Genomic DNA, 26,947 nt, shown 5'->3' on the forward strand with positions numbered 1-26,947 from the left:
CCACTTCCAATGATCGACGACCATATTTCCCTTGGGATCCTTCCTTGGGGGCATTTGATGGTCGAACTGGGAGAAGTCATGACGATTCTGGAACTGCATCGGCAAGGACTGAGCATTTCAGCCATTGCCGCCCGTTTAGGCATGGACCGCAAGACTGTTCGCAAATACATCAAGGAAGGCGTACAGGCGCCAAGGTACGGGCCTCGGGCACCGAGACCGTGTGTGGTCGATCCGTTTGTTGACTACGTTACGGATCGCATACGTACTTTCCCTGAGCTCAGTATTGAGCGGCTATTGCGCGAGATTCGGGCAATGGGTTACGAAGGTGGTCGTACTGCACTTGGCGATCTGGTTCGTGAGGTCCGTCCGCCACGCCAGAGCAACTTTGAGGTGCGCTTCGAGACGCCACCAGGTCGGCAAGCCCAGGTGGATTTCGCCCACTTCAACGTCGAGTTCGAGGATGCGCCGGGCCAACGTCGCGCCATCTGGCTGTTCTCGATGGTTCTTGGGCACAGCCGCTATCTTTGGGGTCGCTTTGTTGAACACCAGGATTTGCAGACCGTACTTCGCTGTCATATGGAAGCCTTTGAACACCTTGGCGGTGTGCCCCATGAGATCCTCTACGATCGCATGAAGGCAGCGGTCCTGGGCGAGGTCGAGAAGCACATCATCTACAACGCCAAGCTGGTTTCCTTCGCCCAGCATTACGGCTTTACTCCGCGCGCCTGCAAGGCTTACCGGGCCAAGACCAAGGGTAAAGTGGAACGACCTTACCGGTATATCCGCCAAGACTTCTTTCTGGCGCGGCGCTTCCAGAATCTCGGCGACCTGAACCTGCAACTGCGTCATTGGCTCGACACCGTTGCCAATGTACGACTGCACGGCACGACACAACGAGTGGTGATACAGCACTTCCAGGAAGAGCGACCCGCCTTACAGCCCTTGCCGGCTGGCCTGTTCAATGGCGTGATCCGGCTGGAGCGCCGTGTCAGCCATGAAGGGCTCGTCTCCGTCGGCGGCAATTACTATAGCGTGCCTGACCGTGCCCGCAAACGCACCCTTGAAGTCCATACTCTAGCTCATGAGATCCGTATCTATGAGGATGACCAGCTTCTGGCCATTCATCCTGTGCTTGAGGGCAGACGTCGAACTTCCCTGCTACCGGGTCACCGCCGTTCGCACCAGCGTTCGAAGCAGGTATTGGAAGCTGCTGTCCCGGAGCCGACACCGTCAGTTGCACGACGGCCTCTGTCGTTCTATGACCAAGTCGCCAAGCGATTGGCTGGAACCAGGAGATCGACATGAGCGCCGTACCTGGATCAACACTTGAGCGGATTCGCCGATATCTCGTCGGTTTGCGTATGCCCCGCGCACTCGAAGCACTCGATATCACCCTCAAACGCTTCGAACAAGGGGATACCTCCATGCTGGAGGTACTGGAAACGCTACTGGGCGAGGAATTTACTACCCGCGAAACCAGGCGCATCAAGATGGCTTTGCAAACGGCAAGGCTCAGTACCATCAAGACGCTCAGTGGCTATGACTTCAGCTTCCAGCCAAGTCTGGACCGTGACCGGATCATGACACTGGCCCAGCTCGACTTCATCGAGCGCCGGCAGACCGTGCACTTCCTCGGCCCCCGGGCACCGGCAAGTCGCACCTTTGCATTGCGCTTGGGGTAGAAGCAGTCCGGGCTGGCAAGAGCGTGTACTTTGGTACGCTGGCAGAGATCGTCGCTTCAATGGCCAAAGCCGAGAGGGAGGGCAATCTGACACAGCGGGTTCGCTACCTAGCGCGCAATAGCTTGCTGATCGTCGATGAGATTGGCTACCTTCCGATCGGCTCGAATGGCGGAAACCTGTTCTTCCAGCTCGTCAACGCTTGTTACGAGAGATGCGCGATCATCCTGACTTCCAATCGCAGCTTTGCAGAGTGGGGAGAGGTATTTGGCGATACCGTGGTTGCAGCGGCGCTGCTTGACCGACTTCTGCATCATGCCATCGTGGTGCAGATTGAAGGCTCGTCATACCGCCTACGTGAGCATGCCGATCTGTTACCAGAATCATTGCGAAACCGGCCATCCGCGGTAAATCTTCTGCCTGCTGATACCGGGCCTCGTCGACCTGGGCGTCCGAGAAAGGAAAATCGATGATCGCCTTCTCGGCTGATCACCGGAGCTGGGGGTGGGGAAATTTACTTCGACACTTCTGGAGAAATTACGCCCGATATTGACAACTGGTAACGGTTGGGTGTGAAGCCCCAGGGACAAAGTGCCTCTCAACAGAAGGTTCATCCCAGTGATGGGAATGGAACTGACACTGCCAGCAGCCTTGCGGTGTGGGGTGCCAGGCAAGTTCCGTATGCATAAGGTAACTGAACTGTTGTGTAACCCTCGTTACGAAGAAGGAGCGAAAGCTGCTGATACGCTTTCACCAAATAGGCAAGTAGCTGGGTATCTCCGTCGCCAAAAGGGATACGTCGTCGTTGAGCTACCGGGGAACTAACAGATGCTAAGCGGACAGGCAAGGCAGAAGACCGCTTTGTCGGCAAGGATGGGAACGTGGTAAGCCCGATTTCGTGCCTTGGCCTCGCTGTATCGAAGCCAAGGCAGGTGACCCGTAAGGGAAGCTGTTGCAGGAGCGGGTAAGAGAATGCGGAAAAAGCGAAGGGTGACCTGTAACGGGTTGCATTGGGGTTCGTGATTTGCCCTGATCCGAAAGGATGCTGACTTCCGTAAGGTGCAGCCGTCGTCATTCGGTGGCAGTGGTTCCGGTAGTGTGGTTTGCTACCCGAGGTTCAGCATGAGAGTAACCGTCGGCAGTGATGACAGTTCTGCGTCCTCGTCAAGGGAGCCGAGCCATTCCGACATGGCGAAGACGATCATTCTGGTGTTGGTGAGAGCCAATGCGGGGTAGTTGGAATGTGAAATCGGTCTCAGGACGAGGCTTTGGTTGTGCGCGAGCCTAGTGCGGTGAAAGTCGCTCGCTGGGTTCCTAGGGGGTGGCGGCGCAGTAATGCGTTGCTACTACCCGCTGTCTTGGGGTCCGGATGCTACCGCATCTTCCCTCCCGCCTTAGTTCATCAAGTTGCACTTCCCAGTTGAATCCGCGCTTCAACAGAATGATTTCTTAGAAGACCGTTTTTTCTAATTCGGTAGCGATTGTAATGAACCAGAGAAGAACGCGCCCAAAATATAATGTTCTAAAAAATTCTATGAAATTTATAAGTTTGTGTTACTTATATTATTGTCGCTTTAGGTGTAGCTTAGATGCATCGCCAGCCCTGTTATAAAACTACTGGGCGAAATAACATCGGCTTGTTGCACAGAGCCGACGGCGTCTGAGAGAGAAGGGAAGCGTCTTGGGAATGTATGTCGGTTCTGCTCTAGATCAATGGATCACATTACCTTTCGCATCAGGACCGATTGACGTCTCTAAGACGTAATAAAAAATTTAAGAGAAGGCGCTATATTGCCTTCTAACCCCGTACTGCTGTAAGGAAAATAGGCAATGCAGAATCATGAAAACCCGTTAGGCATACGCGCCTTTAGTAGCGTTGCAATGACCTATTGCAAGAATTCATATTGCAGCGTCTTAAGCTTAGCATTGTAAAGAGGCACGACGACACTTTGACTGGAACTATCAATATATTGCGACATGCAACATATTTGTCAAAATAAAGTGGCACTCATTGCGAAACCAACCGTGCCATGGACCAGTAGACGCGTCAAAGCACGATGGTCCGCGCCTACGATTCGATCGCATGGCAATGTATTTGAGCTTTTAATCCGAAAATTTCGGCAACACCAATGCAGTGAAATCAGTATAGGATGGAAAGCAATGATGATGTCTTCGGCTCATATCATTCCAATCTGTGGCTTTCCTGTGCGGGAAGGAAATAGCGATGAAATCGCACGTGACCTTCTAGCGAACGTAAACGAAAAGCGCCGGTATGCCGTTTTCTTTGCTAATCCAAATTTCATTGTCAAGTGCAGCCATCTTCGACAGCGCATGCAAGCTCAGCAGGTGACTATTTTGAATGACGGCATCGGCATGGATATGGCGGCGTGGCTAATGCGTAGGAAGCCGTTCAAGGAAAACTTGAATGGAACGGACTTCATCCCCTATTTATTTCGGCAGTCAGATAGAAAACTTCGTCTATACCTATTGGGAGGAACTTATGACGTAGTTTTTGAGGCCGCTAAGCATATCAATGTTGTTTTCGGTCACCGGGTCGTTGGGTTACGTGACGGCTATGACAGCCTACGTGACCGGGTCGATACGGTCAATTCCATCAACACCGCTAACCCCGATATCTTACTTGTCGCGCTAGGCAATCCCAGCCAAGAAGAATGGATTTTGAAGAATCTGGAAAACCTAAACTGTCCGCTGGTCTTGGCGGTTGGGGGATTGTTTGATTTTTGGTCTGGTGCAAAACCGAGGGCTCCTGCTTATATCCGCAAATGCAGGTTGGAATGGCTATTCCGATTATGTTTAGAACCACGTCGGCTGGGAAGACGCTATACGATTGATGTGATTCGCTTTTTAGTGCGTTGTGCACATGATCAGCGAGGCGCGTCGCCCTACCGTCACCTATTGACTAACGAAGGAGAATGATCATGCAACTTCAGGAATTACTGTATATCTTGAAGGTGCGCTGGCGCATGGCCCTGACCATTTTTCTTGTTAGCTTGTTATCTAGCATAGTGGTGTTATCCCTATTCCCCAAAAAATACCGTGCGAGTGCCACCGTGGTCGTACTCAACTACAAAGGAAATGACCCCGTATCAGGCTCAATGTCCCCGGGCCAACTTGTTCCAGCGTATTTGTCAACTTATATTGCCACCCAAGTCGATATCTTGAAAAGTCGGGCTGTCGCGACAATTGTTGCCGAGCGACTTGCCTTAGCCGACCGTGCGGCGTGGAAAGAAAGCTTTAATAAAGCAAACGACGGCAAGGGCGATATACAAGATTGGTTGGCCGATCAATTATTATCAATGGTAAAGGTTAAGCCGGGTAAAGAAAGCAATGTAGTGCAGATTACCGCGCAAAGTAGCGACCCTGTACTTGCGGCCAATATCGCCAATGGGTTCGTAGAAGCCTACCAACAAGTTAATATAGGACTTGAGTTGAACCCCACCAAAGCAGCAACATTGTATCTCGACGCACAAGTAAAGGAGCTACGGGAACGATTTGAAAAGGCACAAAACGAAGTTACCGCGTACCGCAATCAAAGTGGCATTGTCGATCCTGACCAATCGATTGACGTCGAGACGACGCGACTGAATGACTTAGCACGCGAACTGGTCCGCGCCCAAGCCGCGCTCAGCGAAGCAATTCCTCGAAAAAATGGTGCATCCGGCCGCGATGCCGGAAATTCGCCGGACCTGATCAACAATACATTGATTCAAAATTTGAGGTTTGAAATAGGTAAGGCAATGGCGAAGCTGGGTGCCTTATCTGGAAGGTACACCACGGATCATCCACTCTACCGACAGCAATTGCTTGAACTTGAACATCTACAGGCCGAGCTGAAAGCACAAATAAGTGTTGCATCGAAAGCGCTTGGTACCAACGCCAAAATATTGGGTGAGCGGGAGTCCGAATTGCATCATACGTTGGAAATGCAACGAGAACGGGTACGCGAACTTAATCAAAAACGCGATCATCTCTTTCTACTGACTAAAGAAATGGAGAATGCGCAGCAGGCTTATCAAACCGTGTCGCAACGTCTTGCGCAGACGCGAATTCTGGGGCAAGCTAATCAGACCGATATTTCGCTACTAGCGCCAGCCTACGTACCGCTTCGGCCGGCGGTCCCGAACGTTCCATTAAGCCTGTTGCTTACCGTGTTGGTTGGGCTGATGTTGGCATGTGGGATTACCATACTGATGGAAGTGTACGATCGGAGAATCCGCTTCGTTCGGGATGTGACTGAATTGCTTGGCATTCCCGTGTTGGCAGAAGTCGGCGAGCCACGCTTGCTACATACCAGCTACAAAGTGGCCCTGCCGCGACCACAATTGATTTCATTAAGTCGAAGTTAGCACTGAGACATGTAATCGTGTTTGAGCCGATCGTCTTAATTACTTATTGTGACACTATATGACTATCAGTAATGAATATCAAGTTAACTCACTGACTGACAGCGATAATATTGCCAATTTGTCCCATCGCACAATCGGTGCCATTCTAGTAGACGCTGGCCGACTACAGAAAGACCGGGTTGATGACATCATCGGCATTCAGGTGGATCACCGATTGTTATTTGGTGAAGCTGGAATTAAACTTGGCTTGCTGTCACAAGCCGATATTGACTACGCGTTGTCCCAGCAATTTGACTGCCCGTATTTAATACGAGGAAAAAACCAGCTGAGCGAACATGCTATTGCTGCTTATGACCCATTTACTCCGAAAGTAGATTCGCTGCGGCGTTTACGCGCCCAATTGCTACACCGATGTTTTGCAGGTGGGGCGTCCAATACGCTGGTCATGACCAGTGCAGAACAAGGAGAAGGACGTAGCTTCATTCTTGCCAATCTAGCCATTTTGCTGGCACAGGTAGGAAAACGTACACTAATTATCGATGGGGATTTGCGCCGGCCACAGCAACACAACTATTTTGCGCTACCTAACGATACTGGCTTGTCAATGTTGTTGTTGGGACGTGCTGACCAGGACGCGATACAGCGCGTGCCATATTTGCCAAATTTATCTGTTCTGCCATCAGGACCTGTTCCTCCCAATCCACAAGAACTGCTATTACGACCGTTGTTTCCTCAATTACTAACGGTATGGGGCCGCGCGTTTGATGCGGTGCTCATTGATAGTCCGCCAGCTTTGCTGCATGCAGATGCCGCTATTCTTTCTGGCATCGCCCAGTCAGCGTTATTAGTCATCCGCCGGGACAAGAGCCGTTTGCAGGATACGCAGGCGATAGTTGCCGATATGCGCGACAAGCGGGTAACGCTAGTGGGGGCGGTCATGAATAGTCCATAAGGGTTGCCTATAACGGTGCGACCACTACACGGGTTGATCGATACGAAGCCAAGGGTATCTCTATGAAGAGCGGGCCAACGGGTAGGAAAAAATGAAGGCGATCAAATTCGATGCGATTCGGCCGAGTGCCATATTATTCGTCCAGCGGCGCCGGGGAGGGACATTCAGCACAGTGGCAGTGAAGCTGGTGAAGACGTCAGTGATCGGTGTTATCGATGACGGTGCAAGTTGAGCGGATAGTAAAGTCGGTCCTTGTCTCAACAGGTCTGCTCAGTCTGAACAAGACGAGCATATGACAGAAAGGTAATGTATTCAGATGCGAACAGTGTACCCTAAGTTGATGAATAAAACCGTCGGTGTGCTGATGATCGTCATTTTGATCAGCAGCACCATACCGGTTCTCATCAGCGCAGTGGATCAACACATCGCGCTAGCTTTTGTGCTGCCTGTTGCGCTAGTGGTGGCATTCCTTTTTGCCTATGACAAGGTTGGTCTATTGTTTGCCATTATTGTGAGCCGTGCGGCATTGGACATCTTTCTCGAAGCGTCACGGACCTCGTTTGGCGGCGTTGGCGGTCTGCTGAATTTGTTCGTGATCCTGATCGCATTGTGTGTCGTTGTTGAGAAGCCATTTTTATATGAAAAAAAGATCACCGGTATCTGGGCACCGTTCTTTTTGACCGCAGCTGTTGGCGTAATGATCGCTCCTGAATTGATTGATGCAGTACGTACTTATCTAGCACTTATATCAAACATGGCAGTGTTTGTCGTGGTTTTCTATTATGTCCGAAGCGTAGAGCAGTTTCAAAAAATAGTGCGTCTCGTCGTGCTGTCATCAGTCTTGCCTGCCCTATTTGCGGTATATGAATTTTTAACCAGTGCCTCTCTTGATGGTGTTCGCTTAAAGAGTACCTTTGCGCATCCCAATATTTTCGCGTTCTACCTCAACCTTGTCATTACCTTGATATTCTATCTGCTTAAGTCTAGCCGTGAAATGATACCCAGGGTAAACCGCACGGTTCTGTACTTGTACATGTTTTTTCTGATCGGCCTGCTGTTGCTGACTCAAACTCGAAGCGCATGGCTTGCTTGTTTCGCATTTTTTGTGCTGTATAGCTTGGTTTTCGAACGGCGACTCCTGCTTTATGTAGCATTTGTGCCTCTGATTGCCTTGTTGCTTCCAACAGTACAAGATCGGATCATCGATCTAGGGACAGGTAATGAGTTGGGCAGGGAAGTTCAACTCAACTCGTTTGCATGGCGCGTGGTGCTATGGCAGTCAGCGCTGTCATGGATCCCAGTGGATCGTTACATCTATGGATTTGGAATTGGTGGATTTCGTTTTCATGCACCGGAGTTCTTTGCTCTCGCAACCGGCTATCATTGGTCAGCACACAACGTCTATGTAGAAATCCTATTTGATCTTGGTATTGTTGGTCTACTTGCCTATCTATGGATGCAGGTAAAGGTCACGGCTATCCTATGCGGACTATGGGACCACGACCGATTTACTACCTTTATCGCACTATTGATCGTAGCCGAGTACCTCATCGTGTCGGCATCCGATAACATGCTTTCTTATTTGGTATTCAACTGGTATTTCTGGTTTGTGGTGGGCGGTGCCTGTGCACTAGCGTGTTTAGCGAAGAGGAGGACAAGTGACGACAGTCACTTTGCACCAATGAGCTAATCATGCGACATGAACCAGCTAATCTATTGGAGCCAACGATGACTGTTAAAACGTGTGTTTACTGAAGTGGGATAAGGCAAATCTGTACGGTATTCGCGGACCGATTCTCTCTGATTGGCCTGCGAAGACTCAAAGGGTCTAGTAGGCGTAGAAATTGGTGACGAGCACCGACGGTTTGAAAATTGTTTTGTCAACGTATTTCTGCGTGCGAAAACGCACTTTGATTCAGTAGCCTGCTATCTACTATTTCAAGGATGGTGACACTGTGAGTAAGCGATTCACAAGCCAACAGATCAACGAAGTTTTACAACAGGCAAATGCTGGGGCAAATATCAAGGATTTGTGCCGACAACATGGATTTAGTATTGCTTCCTACTACAATTGGCGCATCAAGTATGGTGGTAAAAAGGACATCGAAGGCCAGCGCATACGGGATCTAGAGATGGAAAATGCGCAACTCAAACGTCTGCTCGCAGAATCCATTCTGGACGCGCAAGCTCTAAAAGCCAGTTTGTCGCGAAAATAAAACATGCCAGTACCAGTCTTCACTGCGTGCCGTCGGACAGTCAGCCAAACAGGAAAATATGATTATGCCGCGCGTTGCTTACGTCATTAACCAGTACCCTAAGGTGAGCCATAGTTTTATACGCCGTGAGATTCTGGCGCTCGAGGCCCAAGGAGCGGAAGTGCAACGAATAGCATTGCGGGGCTGGGATATCAGCGTAGTGGAACCTGCTGATGTCGAGGAGCGCAGCAAGACAAGCTATGTATTGAAAAATGGTGGGTTCGCTCTTATGCGATCGACTGTCGCCATGTGCATAGCCCGGCCTAGACGCTTTTGGAAAGCGCTACGATTATCAGTACAAATGGGGTGGCGAGCAGAGCGACCGCTTGCAGTGCATCTCATCTATCTTGCCGAAGCATGTCGGATGATTGAGTGGCTTGAAGCATATGGTGCAGAACACTTGCACGCGCACTTCGGCACCAATTCTGCTGAAGTCGTGATGTTGGCACATATATTGTCCGGCCTAAGCTACAGCTTTACCGTTCATGGACCGGAAGAGTTTGATAAGCCTGAATTCCTTGGACTCGAGGAAAAAATCAAGCGATCGGCATTTGTCGTTGCTATCAGCGCTTTCGGAAAAAGCCAACTATATCGCTGGAGTGATTTAAGTGCATGGCACAAAATTAAGGTTGTGCATTGCGGACTTGAAAAGTCGTTCTTTGCCACCGAGACGGCTGTCACCGCTCGGCCGCGACTGGTGTGTGTCGGCCGTCTGTGTGAGCAAAAGGGACAGCTGATGCTTGTGGAAGCGGCTCGAATTCTCGCGCGTAAGGGAATTGACTTTGAACTGGTTCTCGCCGGTGATGGAGAGATGCGCGGAATTTTGGAAGACCTTATTAGTCGCTACCAGTTACAGCAATATGTATCAATTACGGGGTGGCTTTCCAGTGAACAAGTACGAGCACAATTGCTTGCTGCACGTGCCCTGGTCCTACCGAGCTTCGCGGAAGGCCTTCCAGTGGTAATTATGGAAGCAATGGCGCTGCAGCGACCTGTCATCTCGACCCACATTGCCGGCATCCCAGAACTGGTCAAACAGGGTGAGAATGGTTGGCTACTCTGTGCGGGTGAGTTAGCCGACCTCGTCGCCTCAATAGAACAATGTTTGTCGCTGTCGTCGTCGGAACTTGGTCTCCTCGGTGCGAGGGGACGTGCCAGGGTGCTTGAATGCCACGATGCGGACAGAGAGGCAAGAAAGCTGATCGCCCTGTTTCGCGAGGCCATCGCATCCAATAAGGTAGCGACAGTCGACGGGAGAACGTTATGTGGTTAGAAACAATATGGTACTTTCTACTATTGGTCACTGCCGTGCCGGTCATTGTGCTATTCATCCAAGTCGTGTCGGCACGGCAGACGTTCAATTCGCCTGTGTCTGCGGTAAGGCGTCCATCCATAGCGGTCGTTGTGCCGGCACATAATGAAGCCGGCAACATCGTCGTGACCATAGACAATATCCGGCGCCAGCTTGGTCACGATGATCGTCTTTTGGTAGTCGCCCATAATTGCACCGACAACACTGCTTCTTTGGCCGCTAGTAACGGCGCCACCGTTATTTATAGTGATGATCCTACGCGGCGCGGTAAAGGATATGCGCTTCACCATGGACTTACCGTGCTGCGTCAGAGCCCGCCGGAAGTGGTTGTTGTCATCGATGCTGATTGCCAGCTTGAAGATGGTGCGATCGACCGCATTGCGCGCCGGGCGATGGAAAGGCAACGTCCAGTCCAGGCACTTTATCTAATGCGCACATCGCAGGGCGCGTCGATCACTTCTCGCATTACCGCGTTCGCATGGATTGTCAAGAACCTGGTGAGGCCGCTCGGCATGCATCGTGCAGGGCTGCCGTGTCAGCTAATGGGTACTGGGATGGCGTTTCCATGGTCAGTTATCAGTCCAATGGATTTAGCAACAGGTCATCTGGTCGAGGATATGAAGCTTGGGCTCGACCTAGCGCAACGAGGCCACGCGCCGATATTTTGTCCAGAAGCAGTGGTACACAGCCAATTTGCGCCAAGTATGCAAGGACTCAAAAACCAAAAGACACGCTGGGAGCATGGTCACATCGACATGATCCTCCATCAGGTTCCACGGCTATTGGGGCTGAGTGTGCGGAAACGAAATTGGAACTTGTTGTCCCTGGCATTGGATACGAGTGTCGCACCCCTTGCCCTACAAGCACTGGTTCTAATCGGGTTTGGACTGACCGGTGTCTGCTTTTTCCTTATCCAGCAAAGTATCCTTCCGTTGATCTTCTCCACGGCATTGGGGTTGCTCTTCTTTGTGGCGATCTTCATTGCGTGGTGGCGATTCGGTCGTAACACAGTTAGCCTTCGCGACTTGGCCTGTGGTTGTTTCTATGTACTCTGGAAATTGCCGCTGTATGCTAAGTTCTTGTTCCATCGCCGAATCGATTGGATACGTTCGCAACGAGATACGGAATGATATTGACCCCGGCACAACTGCAACGCTACGCGAGTGACGCAGTAGTACATGCCCGTGTTCGGTGTACGCCTCCGGTTGCCGTAATTGTACGAAGACAGGGCCGAACTGACCGCAGCGATATCCGCCCCTGGCATGTGGTAGGAAAGCCGGTGTGCCGTGGCTATCGGTGCAATCGTTTAGTCGACAATTTTTTCTAAGGGAGTTGTGATGAGAACAGATACAATGCATCAACTCAATTGGACGGCGCTTCCACGGGCGATGCGCTGGTCAGGCAGGCGATTTGTTGCCGCAAATCGCGTTGATGCGCGCATGGCGGTCGGCAGACGCGTTGCAGATCTAGTCATCCTTATCCTGGCCGCGCAGCTGGCTAGCTACCATACATTTGCCGCTGGACTTGCGGAAATCGCGCCGTTATACCTAGTCATTGTTGGCGTGTGCTGCACGTTTTCAGTATTTATATTTACTGAGTGTACTGACAGGTGTTGCACCAATTGGTTTGCGATAGCATTGTCGCTGGCACGGCTCACTTTACAAAATTTATTGCTGCTAAGCTTGGGATTGGTATTTAGCGCATTGAACCCGTTGCTCGGTACGTTATCAACATCATGGCTGGGCTACTGGCTTACGTATACAATAGGTTTTCTTGCTATGGCTCGAATAGTAAATTATTGGTATGTCTGCTCGTTTACATCGCGCCGCGTCATGGTGATCGGTTATGGTCCTATTGCTGAGGAACTCTATTCTCGGCTTCGCCGGCGAAATGGGCCTCGGTATGATGTTTCCGTCATCTACGCTGCCGGGCATCCTCTACCGTCACACTGGATGCCGACGAGGGAATGCATCACGACGCTTGATAATGTCAATTGCAAAGTAAGCGCCTATGGGATCGACGAGGTATTGATTGCGATTCCTGGCACTGATGTTGTTGAGCTCGATCGCATTCGCCATGCACTACGCCATACCCTCGTCACGGTGCGCTGGATTCCGGATTGGCCAATGCTGTTCCCAACTGCAGATCGTGAGCGCGCTGGGGCCACCGTATTGTTGGGAAGCGTTGTGGCGGCGGAAGCCAATACGACGGTAGCCGATTTCCGTGACGAAAAAGAATCTATCTTTCACCACGGATAGATAAATGATGGTGTTATCTTAAAATAGCGCACATAGCATACTGAACCTTATTCTGCTTCGATGCGTATTCATTAGGATGGCCTCATTGGATCGCTTAACCATGAAAAGACATCTTACTCTAAGTGCCCCGTCCATTTGCCTACGGTTCTGCGATAGGAGCGTGGTCAAATGCACACCCCATCGATGCACACAACTGCATCAATGCCCTGGCGCATACGGTTACGACGACATGCCAACAATGAGAAGACGCCCGATAAAATTAATGTTCGGAAATGTACACAATGGAGTGGCGAGGTACTTTACATGAACCAGCCACAGTCGCTGTTTGCCGACTTACGTTCCCTATTCGCAAGCCTGCCGTCCCAACGGCGGAAGCAGTTGATGTGCTTGGTTACTTTTATGTTGCTCACCGGCGTGATGGAAATGGCGACGCTGGGGGCGATTGTTCCCTTTTTGGCGTTGCTGGCAGATCCTGTCGAAGCGTTGCAGCGTCCCCTAATCAAGAATATAGCTGAATTCCTGGGCTGGACCAATGAGGGCAGTTTGAAGTCGCACTTAGCCGTGTTGTTTGCAAGCGCAGCGCTAAGCGCCGGGCTGTTACGGTTTCTGATGGTGTATGTCACATCGAAATTGAATTTTACCATAGGACATGAGATTGGGGCAGAAGTATATCGTCGTAGCTTCTACCAACCGTACGAAATTCATATTGCACGCAATAGTAGTGAAACCATCGGCGCCATCAGTCGTGTCGACAATGTCGTGTTCGTGGTCTTTAGCTTGCTCAATAGCTGTAGTAGCCTGCTCATTGCTTGTTGTATTGCGTGCGCGTTAGTGCTGATCGATCCGGCAATTGCACTGATGACGCTAGGAGGGTTTGGTGCGATATATGCAGCAGTATCGCTGGTCACACGTAAGTATATTACCCGTAGCGGAGCGGCGATGAATGCTGCCTATACGAAGCGCGTTCAATCTATCCAAGAAGGACTGGGGGGGATTCGGGATGTGTTGTTGGACCAGACCCAGCCACTCTTTCTCAACCGATTTAACGAAGCCGATCTCGCAATGCGACGGGCACAAGCTGGCATGCAGATCGTCGCCCCAACTCCACGAATAGTGGTGGAAGCATTGGGTATTGTCCTCATTGCCACGCTCGGATATTTTCGCGCCGGTGATGGCGGAATTTCCATGGCGATTCCGACGTTAGGGGCGCTTGCATTAGGGGCACAACGTTTGATGCCACTACTTCAGCAAGGCTACCAAGGATGGGTCTATACCATAGGAAGTCGCGATGTGTTGGCTAACGTGGTCAGAATCTTGAATCAGCCGCTTCGTTTATCGCCGTTCGAGTGCCATGCCCGTCAACCGTTTGAACACACCATTGTATTTGAAGACGTGTGCTTTACCTATCCGAACAGTCATTGCTTGGTCCTGAATAACGTCAATATAACAATCAACAAAGGCGACCGCGTCGGCATTGTCGGACCAACCGGCAGTGGAAAAAGCACAGCGATGGATATATTGCTGGGACTGCTTGAACCCTCCACTGGCAGAGTGTTGGTCGATGGAGTCCCGCTGGTTGGAGACACCCGGCAGGCATGGCAACGCAATGTCGCGCATGTTCCGCAATCGATCTTTCTAACAGAAGCCTCGTTCGCCGAGAACATTGCTTTTGGTCTACCTAAGGAGGCCATTGACATGGAACGTGTTCGCGAGGCGGCAAACAAGGCGCAAATTGCTGAGTTTATTGAAGCAACGCCTCACGGCTATATGAGCCGGGTCGGTGAGCGCGGCGTGAATCTATCGGGAGGCCAAAGACAGCGCATCGGCATCGCCCGGGCCCTGTATAAGCAAGCTGCCGTGTTGGTGTTCGATGAGGCGACCAGTGCGCTTGACGGTGAAACAGAGTATGCAGTCATGCAGGCGATCGGAGGCCTTGGACGCGACATTACAGTCATTCTCATTGCCCATCGCCTCTCCACGCTACAAAGCTGTGACCTAATATACGGTTTCAAAAACGGTGTGGCAACATCGACGGGAGGTTATGAGACGCTGCTGGAAGAGCGAAAGAGCGCATGATATCGGCTTGCCTAGTCATGTGCGGCGTCTATAACGCATGGTAGACGCGACACGATACATGTCATGCGCAGTCAATGCCATGACGGTGTGCTGCAACTCCCTACATAATCGGGGTTTTGAGCGCATTTAGTTACAAATATTTCCGCCCTCTGGAGATTGCAATGAGCCAAAAAGTTGCTGCGATAGTGGTCACTTATAATCGCAAACAGATGTTGCTGCAGTGTTTAGAAGGACTGTTGAATCAGTCCTTCCCGATCGATCAAATCATCGTCGTCGATAATGCATCAACCGATGGCACTGAACAATTACTAGAAGAGAATAATTATTTGAGCCATGCGCGCATCCGTTATCAACGTTTGCCGCAAAATACTGGCGGAGCAGGTGGGTTTCACGCTGGCTTAGCGCAGGGATTACTGACCCACGCCGACTGGTTTTGGTTGACCGATGATGACGTTTGCCCACAACCGGATTGCCTAAGTGAGTTAATTCGCTACCGCGGCGTTTCTGAATGCCTACATCCGCGTATTGTCCTGTTGAACAATGACTATTTTAAGTGGGAACAAACCTTTGATTTGACAACATTGGGAAGGACGCACACGGATGACATTTCCTTTCAAAATGAAAAAGAGATTGCATTCACCAACGTTGGTTGCTTCGAGGGAATGTTGGTGTCACGACGCATTGTTGAGAAGATTGGGCTGCCGAATGCAGAGTATTTTATCTCCGACGACGATACGTTATTCGGCTTAAAAGCTTCAGCGCATACGAACGTGGCCTATGTCAAAGCAGCGAAAATGAACAAGCTCCTTTCCATTGCTCCGGTGTCACCTTGGAAATCCTATTTTATTGTCAGAAACAAATTTTACCTGCGGACTGATGGACTCAATTATTTTCGTGTCCGCAGCACCTATAAACAGGACACGCTGTTTATATTAAGCCAACTAACTGATGTGATCCGGTATTCGCGTATGGGCCGTAACTATGTTGGCCCAGCGGTGCGTGGTTTCATTCATGGAATCCGCTACCATGCATTACATAAGAGCGTATAGCACAGTGTTGATGGTACCGGAGAGTGCAAGCAGCACGGTGTCAGCACTCGTCCTGTTGTTATCGACGTTGTACCGACGCAGGTAGGTGGCTGCGTTGTCAATGCCGCTAACGCTGGAATGATTTCGGGAATAGCCAATACTCTACTGACCAGGATAGCCGATGAGATTAGCGTATTTTATATTGGCACATAAAAATGCCGAACAGATCATTCGTTTGGTGCACCGTCTTCAGAATTCAGACACGTATTTCTTCATTCATTTGGACCGGCGTGCACCAGCAACCGTTCTCGACATATTGGAAAGGGCGTTCATCAACCGATCGGACGTCGTATTTACCCGTCGGCACAGTTGCTATTGGGGTAACTTCGGTATTGTGCTTGGTACATTGGAATGTATTTACAGCAGTCTTGATAGAAACATCTGCTTCGATTACGGAATACTGTTATCCGGACAAGACTACCCGCTACAAAGTAATGCACACATACACGCATATTTTGAGCGGCATGGTGGTGCCGAATTCATCGAATCCTTTCCGATGGATATGCCGAACCGATGGACAAATATGCCCGGCGTGTTTCGAGCGCTGCGGCGCGTGCAATGGATGACATTTTTCGTGCGCAGTAGACGTCTATATTTGCCATTGCGACGCACCCTTCCTTATGGCTTTCGCGCGTATGGAGGGTCACAATGGTGGGCGTTGACGCGCTCATGCCTGGCTTATATCCGTGCGACCCACGACAGCCATCCTCAGCTTCTTCGTTTTTTTAAGCATACTTTTATTCCGGATGAATGTTACTTTCAAACTATAATTTCGAATTCTCCTTTTGCGAAGAACATATGTAACAATGATCTCCATTACATAGATTGGGACCGTCCAAATCCAAATAAGCCAAGGACATTTGAGTCAGCGGACCTGGTGTATCTTCAGCAAGCGAAACAGCTGTTTGCACGCAAGTTTGATCCTGCTCTTGATGCAGCCATTATGGACCATCTCGATGCGCGGTCGTCAGTAGCGGCATCAACGCAACATCATTCTGCAGAAGGAGGTATGGTGCAACATAGCCAAGCGCGCGACGCGCACATGAAGTCCGCGTAATGCGATCCATGAGGCCCGCCCGTGCGTAAAGCATGTCATTGTGCAACTGCGGTGGCTACGGCCGATCGTGCTAGGTTCAATGGCGCCGTAGCCAGTATGATAGCGCTACAGGGTTGTGTCATGGTTGGTTGTCGCTCCAGTTATCTATTTGACGTGCGGCTCATCCCACCATGGTGCAGTTATGAAACGCCACCAATGCCATGCACACCGACAGCTGAGACGTCAGTTGATTATATTGTGCAAGTGAACCTAAGGCGCGTTGCGATTTACCACATACTGGTCCACCGCAAAAGGCTAACTCCGCCGCATCGACCATCAGCCAGGTATGTGCCATGCAGGATCTCAATCAATTATCGGCATAGTGGTCTTTGCAACGTAGAACCTGTTACTGCTTTAAGCAGCGCCGCTTCAGCAGAGGCATAATGCCATAAGGAGTTTGTGATGAAAATATCATTAATTATCTGTACCCGGAATCGCGCGCCACAGCTAGAAAAATGCCTGGAGGCGGTCGGCCGCGCCGAGCGCTTTGGTGGTCCGGTAGAGATTGTAATCGTCGACAATGGCTCGACGGACCACACCGCTTCGGTCATTGAGCGCTTCACCAAAACGTCACAGTCGTCCGTCAAGAACGTCTTTACGGCACGTCCTGGCTTAGGTCATGCGCGTAATTGTGGGATCCGTGCAAGTACTGGTGAGCTGCTGGTGTTTACGGATGACGATTGCTATGTCGAAGAAGCATACTTTGCAAAGCTGGCTGCTTGCATTCATCCAAAGATGTTCCAGTATGGAATGGGGCAAATTCTCCTATATGATCAGACCGACGATGAACGGGTAGCCAATCAAAAAATAGATCACTTTGTCTTACTAAAGCCACAAATTCCTGTATTGCAAACAGGAAGGATACAAGGCGCAAATATGTTTTATATGCGCAAGGTATTTGACATCGCTGGTGTGTTTGATGAAGACTTAGGGGCGGGCACTCCATTCGCATGTGAAGACATTGAAATGGCTTGTCGTGCGTCGCACCATGGATTTACTGGGGCGCTCTTGCCTGACTTCACGGTCTACCATCATCACGGTCGCAAGCGGTGTAGCCCGGAAGCCAAACGGACGGTTGATTCATATGACCATGGAAGCGGAGCTTACTATGCTACGCTTTTGGCGCGTGGCCAATACCATGTTTGGACTTATTGGCAATGCACCTTCCACGATCAATTAAAAGAGTCGAAGTCGCATGCCTTAAGCAGACTCTCCAAGGAGCTTAGAGGAGCAGCCGATTATATTGATTTTCTGCTTCAAAAAGAGACGAATGGTGCGTCCGGCACGTTAAATCGATGGGATTGCGACAAGCCGCACCGAGCCCAACATAATGTGCTGGAAACTATGTGCAGCCCAGCTGATAAGCCAAACTTGGCGCCTGCAAAGGTACGTGCCATTAAACTTTACAACCGTTTAGTTTTTAAGCTTCGCTCGGTGGTCCGGCTCGTCTAGCGAAGGTAATTTCTTCATTATCCTCAATGAGCCCTTTCTCAGCACGCAATTACATCAGCGATCATGAAAACAGACAGCACGCTGGATTATATTCACAGCTTTGATGGATTGCGGGGGCTCGCCGTCCTTGCAGTGTTCACGGAACACTTTGTTTTGAGTGGCTTTGGTCTCGGCCCGCTCGGTGTCGAGTTGTTCTTTGCTCTCAGCGGCTTTCTCATTATCCGCATTTTGCATGGTCAGCGCATGAAGGTAGAAAGCAACGCAGTGACGGGAGCAACCATTCGAGGTGAAATGATCCGATTTTGGCTGCGCCGCGCACTGCGCATTTTTCCCCTGTATTACGCAGTATTACTTGTCATTGCCGTGTATTTGGTATCCCACGGCCAAAGCGTGGTTGCCGAAGGTTTGCCATGGTATGCCGCGTACCTCTCAAATTTTTATATTGCATACCGTACCCAGGAATGGTCCACCTTTACTCATTTGTGGAGCCTTTCAGTAGAACAGCAATTCTATCTTCTTGCGGCGCCGGTATTTCTGCTATTTTCTGCCAAATCCCATCGTCGAGTGCTTTGGCTTATGTTGTTCTGTGCAGGGGGAGCCATTGTGCTACAAGCCTTGGTGTCACGAAATGCCTTTGCATTGTATTTATCGCCATTGCCTAATTTTGGAATGATGGCTATTGGCGGACTCATTGCGTTATATGGGGATCGCCTACTTTGGTCATCACGTCGATGGAACATCGTTCTTGGCACCGGTTTGCTTTCCGGGTTGCTAATTATGCTCTTCGTTCGTTTCGGCAACCAATGGAGTACAGCGCAGTGCTGTGTGAAGTTCGTGCTGGCTTACGGCTTTGTATTTGCGGTCATTGGCTATGTCAATCGCTTCAAACACGGGCCCGTTTCCCGATTACTGTCGACTAACTGGCTTACCTATTTGGGAACAATCAGTTATGGATTCTACGTTCTTCACTATTTCGCTCCTTCTTATCCAACATTGCAGCACTTCGTCGGGCTACCTTCGCTACCCCAAGACATATTGCAATTTTGGTTTGTTGCACAGTTTCTGATGACGGTTGCGCTCGCCTCAGCCTCTTGGTACTGGCTCGAAAAGCCGTTGCTGCAACTGAAGTCATTGGATACTATGCCGAAACGCATCCAAAACGTTATTCTACGAGGAGGAATATCAAATTAACTGGTCCCGCTACAGCCGCAGGCGCTAGTCCGAAGCCTAACCTTTTGACGGTCTAGGCCTCAGCAGTAAACAACTTGGTCGTATTCATCAATCCAGCATGCTCGTGGTTTGTAAGTATAGCTCGATGCCGGACAAACAGCATGAGGGGTGATCCTTAATTCACCCATTCCTCATTGGTGACCCGCTCACCTGTTTATTGCCGCGGCGTTTAAGATATACCTTCACATACGTTCGCCTTCAGTGTCCGTTTCTTCGATATATCGAAGTATTGTCTCGAAGGAGTGTAGCGGTATGCCTGCCAATTGATGCTGATATGGATGAATCGTCAGTGCTCAATTGGATTCCATTTAGAGCCTCCCGGCGGGTAGTGGCATATCGTCATTGGCAGTTGCGTGATTTCGCTCATTTCTTGCAATTAGCCTTTCCATACCCTCGACCGGCAACTATCGGACCCACCCGCGTCCGCCAGACTCGATAAGCGATGTGCATCGCGATAGTGGTTCTGCCTGTTGCAGAACCACTAGTCTCTGATCGCTTCCACGGCAAAGCGAGGTGTATCGAAGCAATCGCCAACATACGTATAGCCTCTGTTGGCGACCACCTCATACACGCTGTAGTACAGTGGCTCGTCGGTCACCACGACCGAAGTCGCGTAACCAAGGAGGCGACCATACCCAGTGATGCTGCCAGCATGGCCTTTTATAGAGGTCTTACATCAGTTTCACTTTTTGACAAGGAACATAACCGTTGATATCTGCACAGCTGAGGTGCTACATGGACACCTCGTTGTCCGCAACCCGAACGGTCAGCAGAGGAAGACGCGCCCAGGCACTAGCGAAAGGAAATGGGCAGTGAGACATTGAAGCTGTATTTCGGCGCATCACTACCAACACCAATCCCCGTGGATACGATCAGCATCACATCACGCGACAGCACCGACGAGGCGCCGATATTGATGGTGCCATAGGTTTCATCGGAGCCCGACAGTTTAAGGCCATTGGCTTCCTGTTTCTGGCGGTGGGTCTGTGTGAAGCCAAACTGCAGGGAGGTTGCCGGGCTTGCCGCAAGTACCGTTCCAATCGTTAGATTGGTGACGGCACCGGGCTTGATGCCATCTTTCTCAAAATAATGACCATACGACGCGCCGGCAAAAAAGGCCAGTGGATCTTGCCGCTTGAGCGCAACGACTTCCCCAGCCACCTGACGATAGCCGCCGCCGAGCGTGACCAGGCCATCCGTACGACGGCTGCTACCGGTGTTATAGGCAACACGGCCGATCACATCGGGGACCGCGCCTTTTTCGCGCACCAGCGTTTTGGCCAAGCCAATGGTCAGATCGCCGATCCCGCTGCCGTTTTCGCGAGCCTCACCGCTGAACGCATCGCGCAGCGATGAGCGCACATATTGGTATGGCAAGCCAATTTCGAGCTGACTTTCCATCGGCAGGCCTGCTCGCACGTCGACCCGTGCGGTAAATTCATTGCGGCGCAGCGTCTGTCCAGCTAAGCCTGCGCTAGTGGCGCCGGTGGCCGGATTGGTGATGTCGACCAATACGCTACTATCCAGCTCGGTTCTTGTGTAAGCAAAACCTGGCGTGATACTGATGGCGCCTTGCGGCAACAGCAGCGCGCCGGACTGGGTCAGAGTCCGCTCGAGTGCCCGTTGTGCAGCATTTTCATCCACTTCAAAACTGCCGGGCCGGGCAGCCGGCCGACTTGCTGCCGTAGCAGTCGTGTTAGCCGCGGAGGCCGGCGTCACCGCCGGTGCCTGCGCCGACGGCGCTGGCGTGCGTGGCGCAGTTGCTGTCGGACCCGGCACGGCACGGGTCTCTGCAGCATTCAATTGCTCCAGCCGTTGCTCCAACTGCTCGATACGGCGTTGCAGTTCCGCTGCTCTGGCTTCACTGGTGGCAAGCTGCCGATCCAGTGCCTGTTCACGCTGTGCCGTGCGCTGTGGTCCCTTGGGCGTGCCACTGCTTTGCTGCGCATGGGCAGGAGCGGCCTGTAGTGCAAGGGCCGCCAGCAGCGGCGGTGCAATGGTGGTCAATGAGAGTGTTGGCCAAGCCATAAGTGAGACTCCTTCGTTGTTAATGTTATTCGGATACTGAATTGAAGCGGCCCTTAACACTTAAGAGTACGGAACCCTCCCTTGACTTTCTTTGAAAGATATCAAACTGCTTGTTACTTAGGGTTTGTTACCAGTAAGAAAAAAACGAGAGAGCGTACCCACACCGCGCCACTGAATGTCATTACACCGGCTACACGCATCAACTAATGCAGTAGCACCCCTAGGGCTTGTCCAAAAACAACGTAGTAAAGCGCTGAGAATAAGAGCAGAATAGATCCATGGCGTCAGTTGTTGATGAGGAGGCTGCCATGGAAAAATCATCGATTCATCAGTGCACCTGTCCAATATGCAGGTCAAATCGGCCGCATCCTGACCGGATCTATCACCACCACATTAATGTACTGATGAGCCGGCTCAGCGAGCCACAGCGACGTTGGTTCGCTGCCGTCGAAGCCCTACATATAGGTTATGGCGGTAAGAGACTAATGTCACGGATCACTGGAATGAGCCCGACGACGATTCTACGTGGCTGCGCGGAACTGGAGTCTGACTTGACCGATTGCACTAGCACCCACTTGCGCGCTGCAGGCGGAGGTCGTCCAACTGCTGAGAACAAGGACCCTGAACTCGAGGAAGCACTTCTCAACGTGCTGGCATCGGAAACTGCTGGGAACCCTATGGGGCATCGCGCCAAAGCCAAGCGAAGCTCGCTAAGACATTTAAGTTAGACACTTGCGCAAGAGGGACATCCTGCAAGTCGGATGACGGTCGCCAAACTGCTGCAAAAACTGGGGTACTCTCCCAAAGCCAATGCGCGCCGTACCGAAGCGAGGGGTGCCTCACCCAAAGAGCGCAACGAACAGTTCGAACATATAGGCGAGCAGCGTAGCCAATTCAAAGCGACGGGCGACCCTATCATCAGCGTAGATACGAAAAAAATCTATGGTCACCCTCCTTTTTGCAAGAGTAGATTTTAGGTGGTTTGATTGGCTTGCGTAAATCTATCCGGCGTCTAGTTGGAGAGCGTTTCTCCGCGCCACGATGAAAGTCGCGCCTGGCAGTCCTTAAAAGAATTTCGACCTCGAAGGCCAATTTTTTTCTCAGGTTGTCCACCAGGCCGTTGTGCCATTCATGTCATCCAGTTTCTACAGTCGCAAAACCAGGTAGGTGCTTCATACTTCTTAAACTTATATGCTGCTTAGGCTGCTATGGGGGCCTGCGTAGCATGATATTCACTGCGGCGGAAAGCCATTGCCCAGACTGTACCCCCCGGTGTCAGAATACTTGTCGCCTCGATAGAATTACGAATCTGGGGGCGATGAAGGAAGATTGAATTGGCAAGATATGGACAGGAATTCAAGGACAGGGCAGTAGCACGGCTGTTGCCGCCTGAGAGCGCAGCCGTGGAAGTGGTGGCGCGGGAGATTGGAGTGGGCGTGTCGACCCTGGAGCGGTGGCGCGCGGATGCGCTGTCCATGCCTGCACGTGAGAGGACATGGACAGCGCCGGCCCGATTTGATGCCGTGCTGACGACGGCGGCCATGGATGAGGCCAGCCGTAATGCCTGGTGCCGCGAACATGGCGTGTACCCACAGGAACTCCAACGGTGGCGGCAGGCGGCAACCCAGGCACTGGCCGATCCTGAAGAGGTGCGCGCGAACCCTCAGCAAACCAAACAGGACCGACGGCGCATCATGGAACTGGAGCGCGAATTGCGCCGCAAGGAGAAAGCCCTGGCCGAGACTGCGGCCTTGCTGGTTCTGTCAAAAAAAGTCGCGGCGATCTTCAACAAGAACAAGGGCGAGGACGAATGATTGTCCTCGAAGATCGCCAGGCCCTGGCCCAGGATATCGAACAAGCTCACCGAAACGGCGCTCGCTTGCGCAAGGCGTGCGAAACCGCAGGCCTGCATGTGCGCACGCTGCAGCGCTGGAAGGTGGGCGCTGGGCTGAGCTGCGGTGATGGTCGGCCGCAAGCACTACGTGCGCCGCCCGCACATGCCCTGAGTGCGGCCGAGCGCGAGCAACTGCTGCAAGTAGCCAACGAGCCGCGCTTTGCCGAAATGCCGCCGGCGCGCATCGTGCCCATGCTGGCCGACGAAGGCGTGTACCTGGCCAGCGAATCGACGTTCGCCCGGGTACTGCGCGCGCACGGGCAGAGTACGCATCGGGGACGCGCCAGGCCGCCGCAGGCTTCGCACCCGCCTACTACGCATGTGGCTCATGCGCCGGGTCAGGTCTGGTGCTGGGACATGACGTTCCTGCCTGCCTTCGTTGCCGGCCGCTGGTTCTACCTATACCTGATCCTGGACCTGTACAGCCGCAAGATCGTCGGCTTCGAGGCGCATGACAGCGACGATGCCGACCACGCGGCACTGCTGGTCAAGCGCACTGCACTGGCCGAGGGCATTCATGCCATGGCAGTCAAGCCGGTGCTGCATGGCGACAACGGCGCTACGCTCAAGGCCACGACCGTGCTGGCGATGCTGCATTGGCTGGGCGTCAAGCCGTCCTACTCACGGCCGCGCGTGTCCGACGACAATGCCTTCGCCGAAAGCGTGTTCCGCACGGCCAAGTACCGTCCGGAATTCCCGGCGGCCGGCTTCGCCGATCTCGACGCTGCCCGGCAATGGGCGGCTTCGTTCGTGCGCTGGTACAACCACGATCATCGGCACAGCGGGATCCGTTATGTCAGTCCGGCACAGCGGCATGCTGGTACCGATCACGCGATCCTGCAACAGCGTCATGCGTTGTACTGCCAAGCCCGCGAACGTAACCCGCGCCGCTGGTCCGGCAAGACGCGCAACTGGACGCCCATCGGAGCCGTGACACTCAATCCGGAACGTGATGCCGTAGTCAACGCGTACCTGAAACGCATCGATAAACAGCCATTAGCTGCATGAACTAGGCGACAAGTACCTTGACTCGCACCGGTACGGGCCAACCTGTTTGCCAATGCACACGCTACGACATTAGAATGGCGCCGTGTAAGCATCGCACGCACCCAGTCAGCCAAGATTCCCTTTTGTTTATCGAGGTGCATCATGTACGCTCTGGCGCATTGCACCAGCAGGCATCTCAGATTTTTATCGCCGCGTTTACTAATGCCAAGCAGGTTGGCTCGCCCGCCGGTACTGTACTGGCGCGGCACCAATCCTATTGATGCTGCAAAATCCCGTGCACAGCCATACTGCTTTCCATCGCCTAGTTCGGCCGAAAGCAGACTAGCTGTGATTGGTCCCACACCCGGCACTCCCATCAGCCGCTGCCCTAGATCGTCTTCCTGCAACTGGCGCCGCAGGTCCTGTTCCACCTCGGCGATTTGCTCGTCCAAATATTTGTAATGCGAATGTAGACGTTCGAGAATGGAAATCAGCCGTGCTGGCAGAGGGTGTTCCGCCAGCACGGAAGGAAGACGTTTGATCACCCCTGGACCGACGGGTAGGCTGACGCCGAACTCCAGCAGAAAGCCATGAATCTGATTGCAAACCTTGACCCGGTCACGTACGAGCGACTCACGCACACGGTGCAGAGCGCTCAAAATTTGCTGCGCTTCAGTTCTTGGTGACACAAAGCGCATGTTGGGACGAGAGGCAGCTTCACAAATCGCTTCTGCATCAATGGCATCGTTCTTATTGCCTTTGATGAACGGGCGCACAAATTGAGGACTAATAAGCTTAACGTGATGGCCGAACATTATCAGCTGACGTGCCATGTGATGCGCGCCGGCACAGGCTTCCATCACAACGGTGCAGGGATGGATGTAGCGAGGAAGGTGGTGAGCTGTTTACGATTGCATTTCTTGCGAAAGATCGCCTTGCCGCGCGCATCCTGTCCGTGGAGATGGAAAGAGCGTTTCCCAAGATCAATGCCGATCAGCGTTACGTTTTGCATGTTGACCTCCTCGCTCGTGAAAGAAAGACACCCCACTAGGGTAACCGCTTGTAGGGTGGAGGGCGACCATTTCATTAGAATTGATCGGCAACTTCAAAAATGCTGGGCGTACTTGGTGCAAGGAAGCTGACCGTGTGCTGGTGCATGACTGGCCACAGGATGCAGTTGCTCAAGCAGTACCCTATGGTGTGTATGAGGTGACGTCCAACAGAGGCTACATGTATGTTGGGGACTGCTTCGACACACCACGCTTTGCGGTCGATGCCATTACCGACTGGTGGTTCGGTGATGGGCAGAAGCGCTATCGCCAGGCTCACCGCTTGTTGATTCTGGCCGATGCGGGCGGGTCAAATAGTTACCGGTCCAGGGTATGGAAAGCCCAATTGCAAGAACTGAGCGATATCACGCAACTGCCGATTACGGTGTGTCATTACCCGCCGGGGTGCTCAAAATGGAACCCGATTGAGCACCGGCTGTTCAGTCATATCAGCATCAATTGGGCAGGCGTACCGCTACGCTCCTTCGAGACGATGCTTCGATATATCGAGGGAACGGAAACCGAAAGCGGGTTGCATGTGAAGGCATGTCTAAGACGCGGCGGTAATGAAACGGGCGAGAGAGTCACTAATGAAGAATGGATGAAGTTAAGACTCACCCCTCATGACATCTGTCCGGCGTGGAGCTATACGCTTACTCCTCGCCCGTGCTGGATCGATGATGATGACCAAGTTATTTACTGCTGAGCCCCTAGCGGTAGTTTGTTGAAATAAGTGTAGGACGGACTATAGTGGTTGTAGGAGGTCTGATGTCATGACTGCCCGACGCCCTTGTCCACCAGCACCAGGGCCGCTGGAAGATTTTGCCCTGCAATTCGATCCGCTCTGGTCTTCCCGAGCCCAACGCGCCCATTTCCGCACTTATCTCAACGGTCTACTTTTAACACGCGATCGTGCGAAAACACTTACCGCTCTAGCGGGTGCCGAACCGCTGGTACAGGCACAGGCAGCCCCAGTGCAACGCCTGCAATTCTTCCTGTCGGAGTCCGACTGGAATGCCGAAGCCATCAACCAGCGCCGCCTGCAATTGCTCATGGCCGATCCGGCGACCGCCCCCACTAATGACGGCGTGCTGGTAATCGATGACACTGGCGATCGTAAAGAAGGCAATGCGACTGATCATGTGGCCCATCAGTATCTCGGCTCGGTCGGCAAGATCGACCATGGTATTGTCGCTGTAACCAGTCTGTGGGCCGATGAGCGTT

19 protein-coding genes and 4 pseudogenes are annotated in these 26,947 nt (G+C 52.0%); 19 read left to right on the forward strand and 4 right to left on the reverse strand.

What is annotated here, in order from left to right; all coding sequences use genetic code 11:
* The first annotated feature begins 57 nt into the window (after positions 1-57).
* From istA to IGW03_RS32980, 13 genes and pseudogenes are all read left to right on the forward strand, one after another.
* A complete protein-coding gene (istA, locus tag IGW03_RS32920) occupies positions 58-1,305 on the forward strand; it encodes an IS21 family transposase (RefSeq protein ID WP_194726666.1) in 1,248 nt (415 codons plus the stop codon).
* Positions 1,302-2,152, forward strand: a pseudogene (gene istB, locus IGW03_RS32925) (IS21-like element helper ATPase IstB). Before istA ends, istB begins: the two are co-directional and overlap by 4 nt.
* 1,687 nt (positions 2,153-3,839) lie before the next feature.
* Entirely contained in the window at positions 3,840-4,616 is a 777-nt protein-coding gene (locus tag IGW03_RS32930; RefSeq protein WP_228536243.1) for a WecB/TagA/CpsF family glycosyltransferase, read from the forward strand.
* A gap of 2 nt (positions 4,617-4,618) precedes the next feature.
* Positions 4,619-6,046: a chain length determinant protein EpsF gene (gene epsF / locus IGW03_RS32935; RefSeq protein ID WP_194726667.1), complete on the forward strand. Its 1,428-nt coding sequence runs from the start codon at positions 4,619-4,621 to the stop codon at positions 6,044-6,046.
* Between the two features lie 58 nt (positions 6,047-6,104).
* Entirely contained in the window at positions 6,105-6,998 is an 894-nt protein-coding gene (locus tag IGW03_RS38760) for a polysaccharide biosynthesis tyrosine autokinase (protein ID WP_194726668.1), read from the forward strand.
* A 340-nt stretch (positions 6,999-7,338) separates the two neighbouring features.
* Positions 7,339-8,688, forward strand: coding sequence for an O-antigen ligase family protein (locus IGW03_RS32945; RefSeq protein WP_194726669.1), 1,350 nt, complete (start codon positions 7,339-7,341; stop codon positions 8,686-8,688).
* 265 nt (positions 8,689-8,953) lie between these two features.
* A pseudogene (locus IGW03_RS32950) lies at positions 8,954-9,211 on the forward strand (transposase); the annotation flags it as partial.
* Between the two features lie 67 nt (positions 9,212-9,278).
* Complete coding sequence (locus tag IGW03_RS32955) at positions 9,279-10,526, forward strand: glycosyltransferase (protein WP_194726686.1); 1,248 nt, start codon at positions 9,279-9,281, stop codon at positions 10,524-10,526.
* Positions 10,517-11,695, forward strand: a complete 1,179-nt coding sequence (locus tag IGW03_RS32960) for a glycosyltransferase family 2 protein (protein WP_194726671.1) — start codon at positions 10,517-10,519, stop codon at positions 11,693-11,695. Before IGW03_RS32955 ends, IGW03_RS32960 begins: the two co-directional genes overlap by 10 nt.
* 207 nt (positions 11,696-11,902) lie before the next feature.
* Complete coding sequence (locus IGW03_RS32965; RefSeq protein WP_194726672.1) at positions 11,903-12,823, forward strand: nucleoside-diphosphate sugar epimerase/dehydratase; 921 nt, start codon at positions 11,903-11,905, stop codon at positions 12,821-12,823.
* Between the two features lie 303 nt (positions 12,824-13,126).
* Entirely contained in the window at positions 13,127-14,899 is a 1,773-nt protein-coding gene (locus IGW03_RS32970; protein WP_194726673.1) for an ABC transporter ATP-binding protein, read from the forward strand.
* A 161-nt stretch (positions 14,900-15,060) separates the two neighbouring features.
* The gene (locus tag IGW03_RS32975) at positions 15,061-15,948 is read left to right on the forward strand and encodes a glycosyltransferase family 2 protein (RefSeq protein WP_194726674.1); all 888 of its coding nucleotides are present in this window, start codon (positions 15,061-15,063) and stop codon (positions 15,946-15,948) included.
* Between the two features lie 160 nt (positions 15,949-16,108).
* Complete coding sequence (locus IGW03_RS32980) at positions 16,109-17,044, forward strand: beta-1,6-N-acetylglucosaminyltransferase (protein ID WP_194726675.1); 936 nt, start codon at positions 16,109-16,111, stop codon at positions 17,042-17,044.
* 160 nt (positions 17,045-17,204) lie between these two features.
* Here IGW03_RS32980 and IGW03_RS32985 read toward each other — a convergent pair whose 3' ends face one another.
* A complete protein-coding gene (locus IGW03_RS32985; protein ID WP_194726676.1) occupies positions 17,205-17,378 on the reverse strand; it encodes a hypothetical protein in 174 nt (57 codons plus the stop codon).
* A gap of 107 nt (positions 17,379-17,485) precedes the next feature.
* Here IGW03_RS32985 and IGW03_RS32990 point away from each other — a divergent pair, with 107 nt between their 5' ends.
* On the forward strand, positions 17,486-18,535 hold the full coding sequence (locus IGW03_RS32990; RefSeq protein ID WP_194726677.1) for a glycosyltransferase family 2 protein: 1,050 nt from the start codon (positions 17,486-17,488) through the stop codon (positions 18,533-18,535).
* Between the two features lie 63 nt (positions 18,536-18,598).
* Entirely contained in the window at positions 18,599-19,726 is a 1,128-nt protein-coding gene (locus tag IGW03_RS32995; RefSeq protein ID WP_194726678.1) for an acyltransferase family protein, read from the forward strand.
* A gap of 325 nt (positions 19,727-20,051) precedes the next feature.
* On the opposite strand, the gene IGW03_RS39160 is transcribed toward IGW03_RS32995, so the two are convergent.
* Both IGW03_RS39160 and IGW03_RS33005 read right to left on the reverse strand, forming a co-directional pair.
* Complete coding sequence (locus IGW03_RS39160) at positions 20,052-20,132, reverse strand: ISAzo13-like element transposase-related protein (RefSeq protein WP_369122962.1); 81 nt, start codon at positions 20,130-20,132, stop codon at positions 20,052-20,054.
* Positions 20,133-20,557: 425 nt separating this feature from the next.
* Positions 20,558-21,793, reverse strand: coding sequence for a hypothetical protein (locus IGW03_RS33005; protein WP_194726680.1), 1,236 nt, complete (start codon positions 21,791-21,793; stop codon positions 20,558-20,560).
* A gap of 743 nt (positions 21,794-22,536) precedes the next feature.
* Between IGW03_RS33005 and IGW03_RS33010 the strand changes: the two are divergent.
* A pseudogene (locus IGW03_RS33010) lies at positions 22,537-22,770 on the forward strand (ISAzo13-like element transposase-related protein); the annotation flags it as partial.
* 357 nt (positions 22,771-23,127) lie between these two features.
* Positions 23,128-24,695, forward strand: a protein-coding gene (locus tag IGW03_RS33015; RefSeq protein WP_194726682.1) for an IS3 family transposase whose coding sequence is annotated in 2 segments (ribosomal slippage) — positions 23,128-23,566 and positions 23,566-24,695 — 1,569 coding nt in all. Because the reading frame shifts where the segments join, the coding sequence is not laid out codon by codon here.
* A gap of 29 nt (positions 24,696-24,724) precedes the next feature.
* Here IGW03_RS33015 and IGW03_RS33020 read toward each other — a convergent pair.
* A pseudogene (locus IGW03_RS33020) lies at positions 24,725-25,686 on the reverse strand (IS110 family RNA-guided transposase); the annotation flags it as partial.
* An 80-nt stretch (positions 25,687-25,766) separates the two neighbouring features.
* Between IGW03_RS33020 and IGW03_RS33025 the strand changes: the two are divergent.
* Both IGW03_RS33025 and IGW03_RS33030 read left to right on the forward strand, forming a co-directional pair.
* Positions 25,767-26,429, forward strand: a complete 663-nt coding sequence (locus tag IGW03_RS33025) for an ISAzo13 family transposase (protein ID WP_194726683.1) — start codon at positions 25,767-25,769, stop codon at positions 26,427-26,429.
* Positions 26,430-26,496: 67 nt separating this feature from the next.
* The coding region (locus IGW03_RS33030; protein WP_194726684.1) for a transposase at positions 26,497-26,947 on the forward strand (451 nt) is incomplete at its 3' end.

This window comes from Noviherbaspirillum malthae (assembly GCF_015352985.1).
GTDB classification, from domain to species: domain Bacteria; phylum Pseudomonadota; class Gammaproteobacteria; order Burkholderiales; family Burkholderiaceae_D; genus Noviherbaspirillum; species Noviherbaspirillum malthae.

What these genes read in the sequence shown, in the direction of transcription:
- IGW03_RS32975 (WP_194726674.1), top strand. Translation starts at nt 15,061, where the DNA reads ATGAGCCAAAAAGTTGCTGCGATAGTGGTCACTTATAATCGCAAACAG.
- IGW03_RS32955 (WP_194726686.1), top strand. Translation starts at nt 9,279, where the DNA reads ATGCCGCGCGTTGCTTACGTCATTAACCAGTACCCTAAGGTGAGCCAT.
- IGW03_RS39160 (WP_369122962.1), bottom strand. Translation starts at nt 20,132, where the DNA reads ATGAGCGAAATCACGCAACTGCCAATGACGATATGCCACTACCCGCCG.
- IGW03_RS32965 (WP_194726672.1), top strand. Translation starts at nt 11,903, where the DNA reads ATGAGAACAGATACAATGCATCAACTCAATTGGACGGCGCTTCCACGG.
- IGW03_RS38760 (WP_194726668.1), top strand. Translation starts at nt 6,105, where the DNA reads ATGACTATCAGTAATGAATATCAAGTTAACTCACTGACTGACAGCGAT.
- IGW03_RS32970 (WP_194726673.1), top strand. Translation starts at nt 13,127, where the DNA reads ATGAACCAGCCACAGTCGCTGTTTGCCGACTTACGTTCCCTATTCGCA.
- IGW03_RS32995 (WP_194726678.1), top strand. Translation starts at nt 18,599, where the DNA reads ATGAAAACAGACAGCACGCTGGATTATATTCACAGCTTTGATGGATTG.
- IGW03_RS32990 (WP_194726677.1), top strand. Translation starts at nt 17,486, where the DNA reads ATGAAAATATCATTAATTATCTGTACCCGGAATCGCGCGCCACAGCTA.
- istA (WP_194726666.1), top strand. Translation starts at nt 58, where the DNA reads ATGGTCGAACTGGGAGAAGTCATGACGATTCTGGAACTGCATCGGCAA.
- IGW03_RS32980 (WP_194726675.1), top strand. Translation starts at nt 16,109, where the DNA reads ATGAGATTAGCGTATTTTATATTGGCACATAAAAATGCCGAACAGATC.
- IGW03_RS32930 (WP_228536243.1), top strand. Translation starts at nt 3,840, where the DNA reads ATGATGATGTCTTCGGCTCATATCATTCCAATCTGTGGCTTTCCTGTG.
- IGW03_RS32960 (WP_194726671.1), top strand. Translation starts at nt 10,517, where the DNA reads ATGTGGTTAGAAACAATATGGTACTTTCTACTATTGGTCACTGCCGTG.
- epsF (WP_194726667.1), top strand. Translation starts at nt 4,619, where the DNA reads ATGCAACTTCAGGAATTACTGTATATCTTGAAGGTGCGCTGGCGCATG.
- IGW03_RS32985 (WP_194726676.1), bottom strand. Translation starts at nt 17,378, where the DNA reads ATGGCACATACCTGGCTGATGGTCGATGCGGCGGAGTTAGCCTTTTGC.
- IGW03_RS33005 (WP_194726680.1), bottom strand. Translation starts at nt 21,793, where the DNA reads ATGGCTTGGCCAACACTCTCATTGACCACCATTGCACCGCCGCTGCTG.
- IGW03_RS32945 (WP_194726669.1), top strand. Translation starts at nt 7,339, where the DNA reads ATGAATAAAACCGTCGGTGTGCTGATGATCGTCATTTTGATCAGCAGC.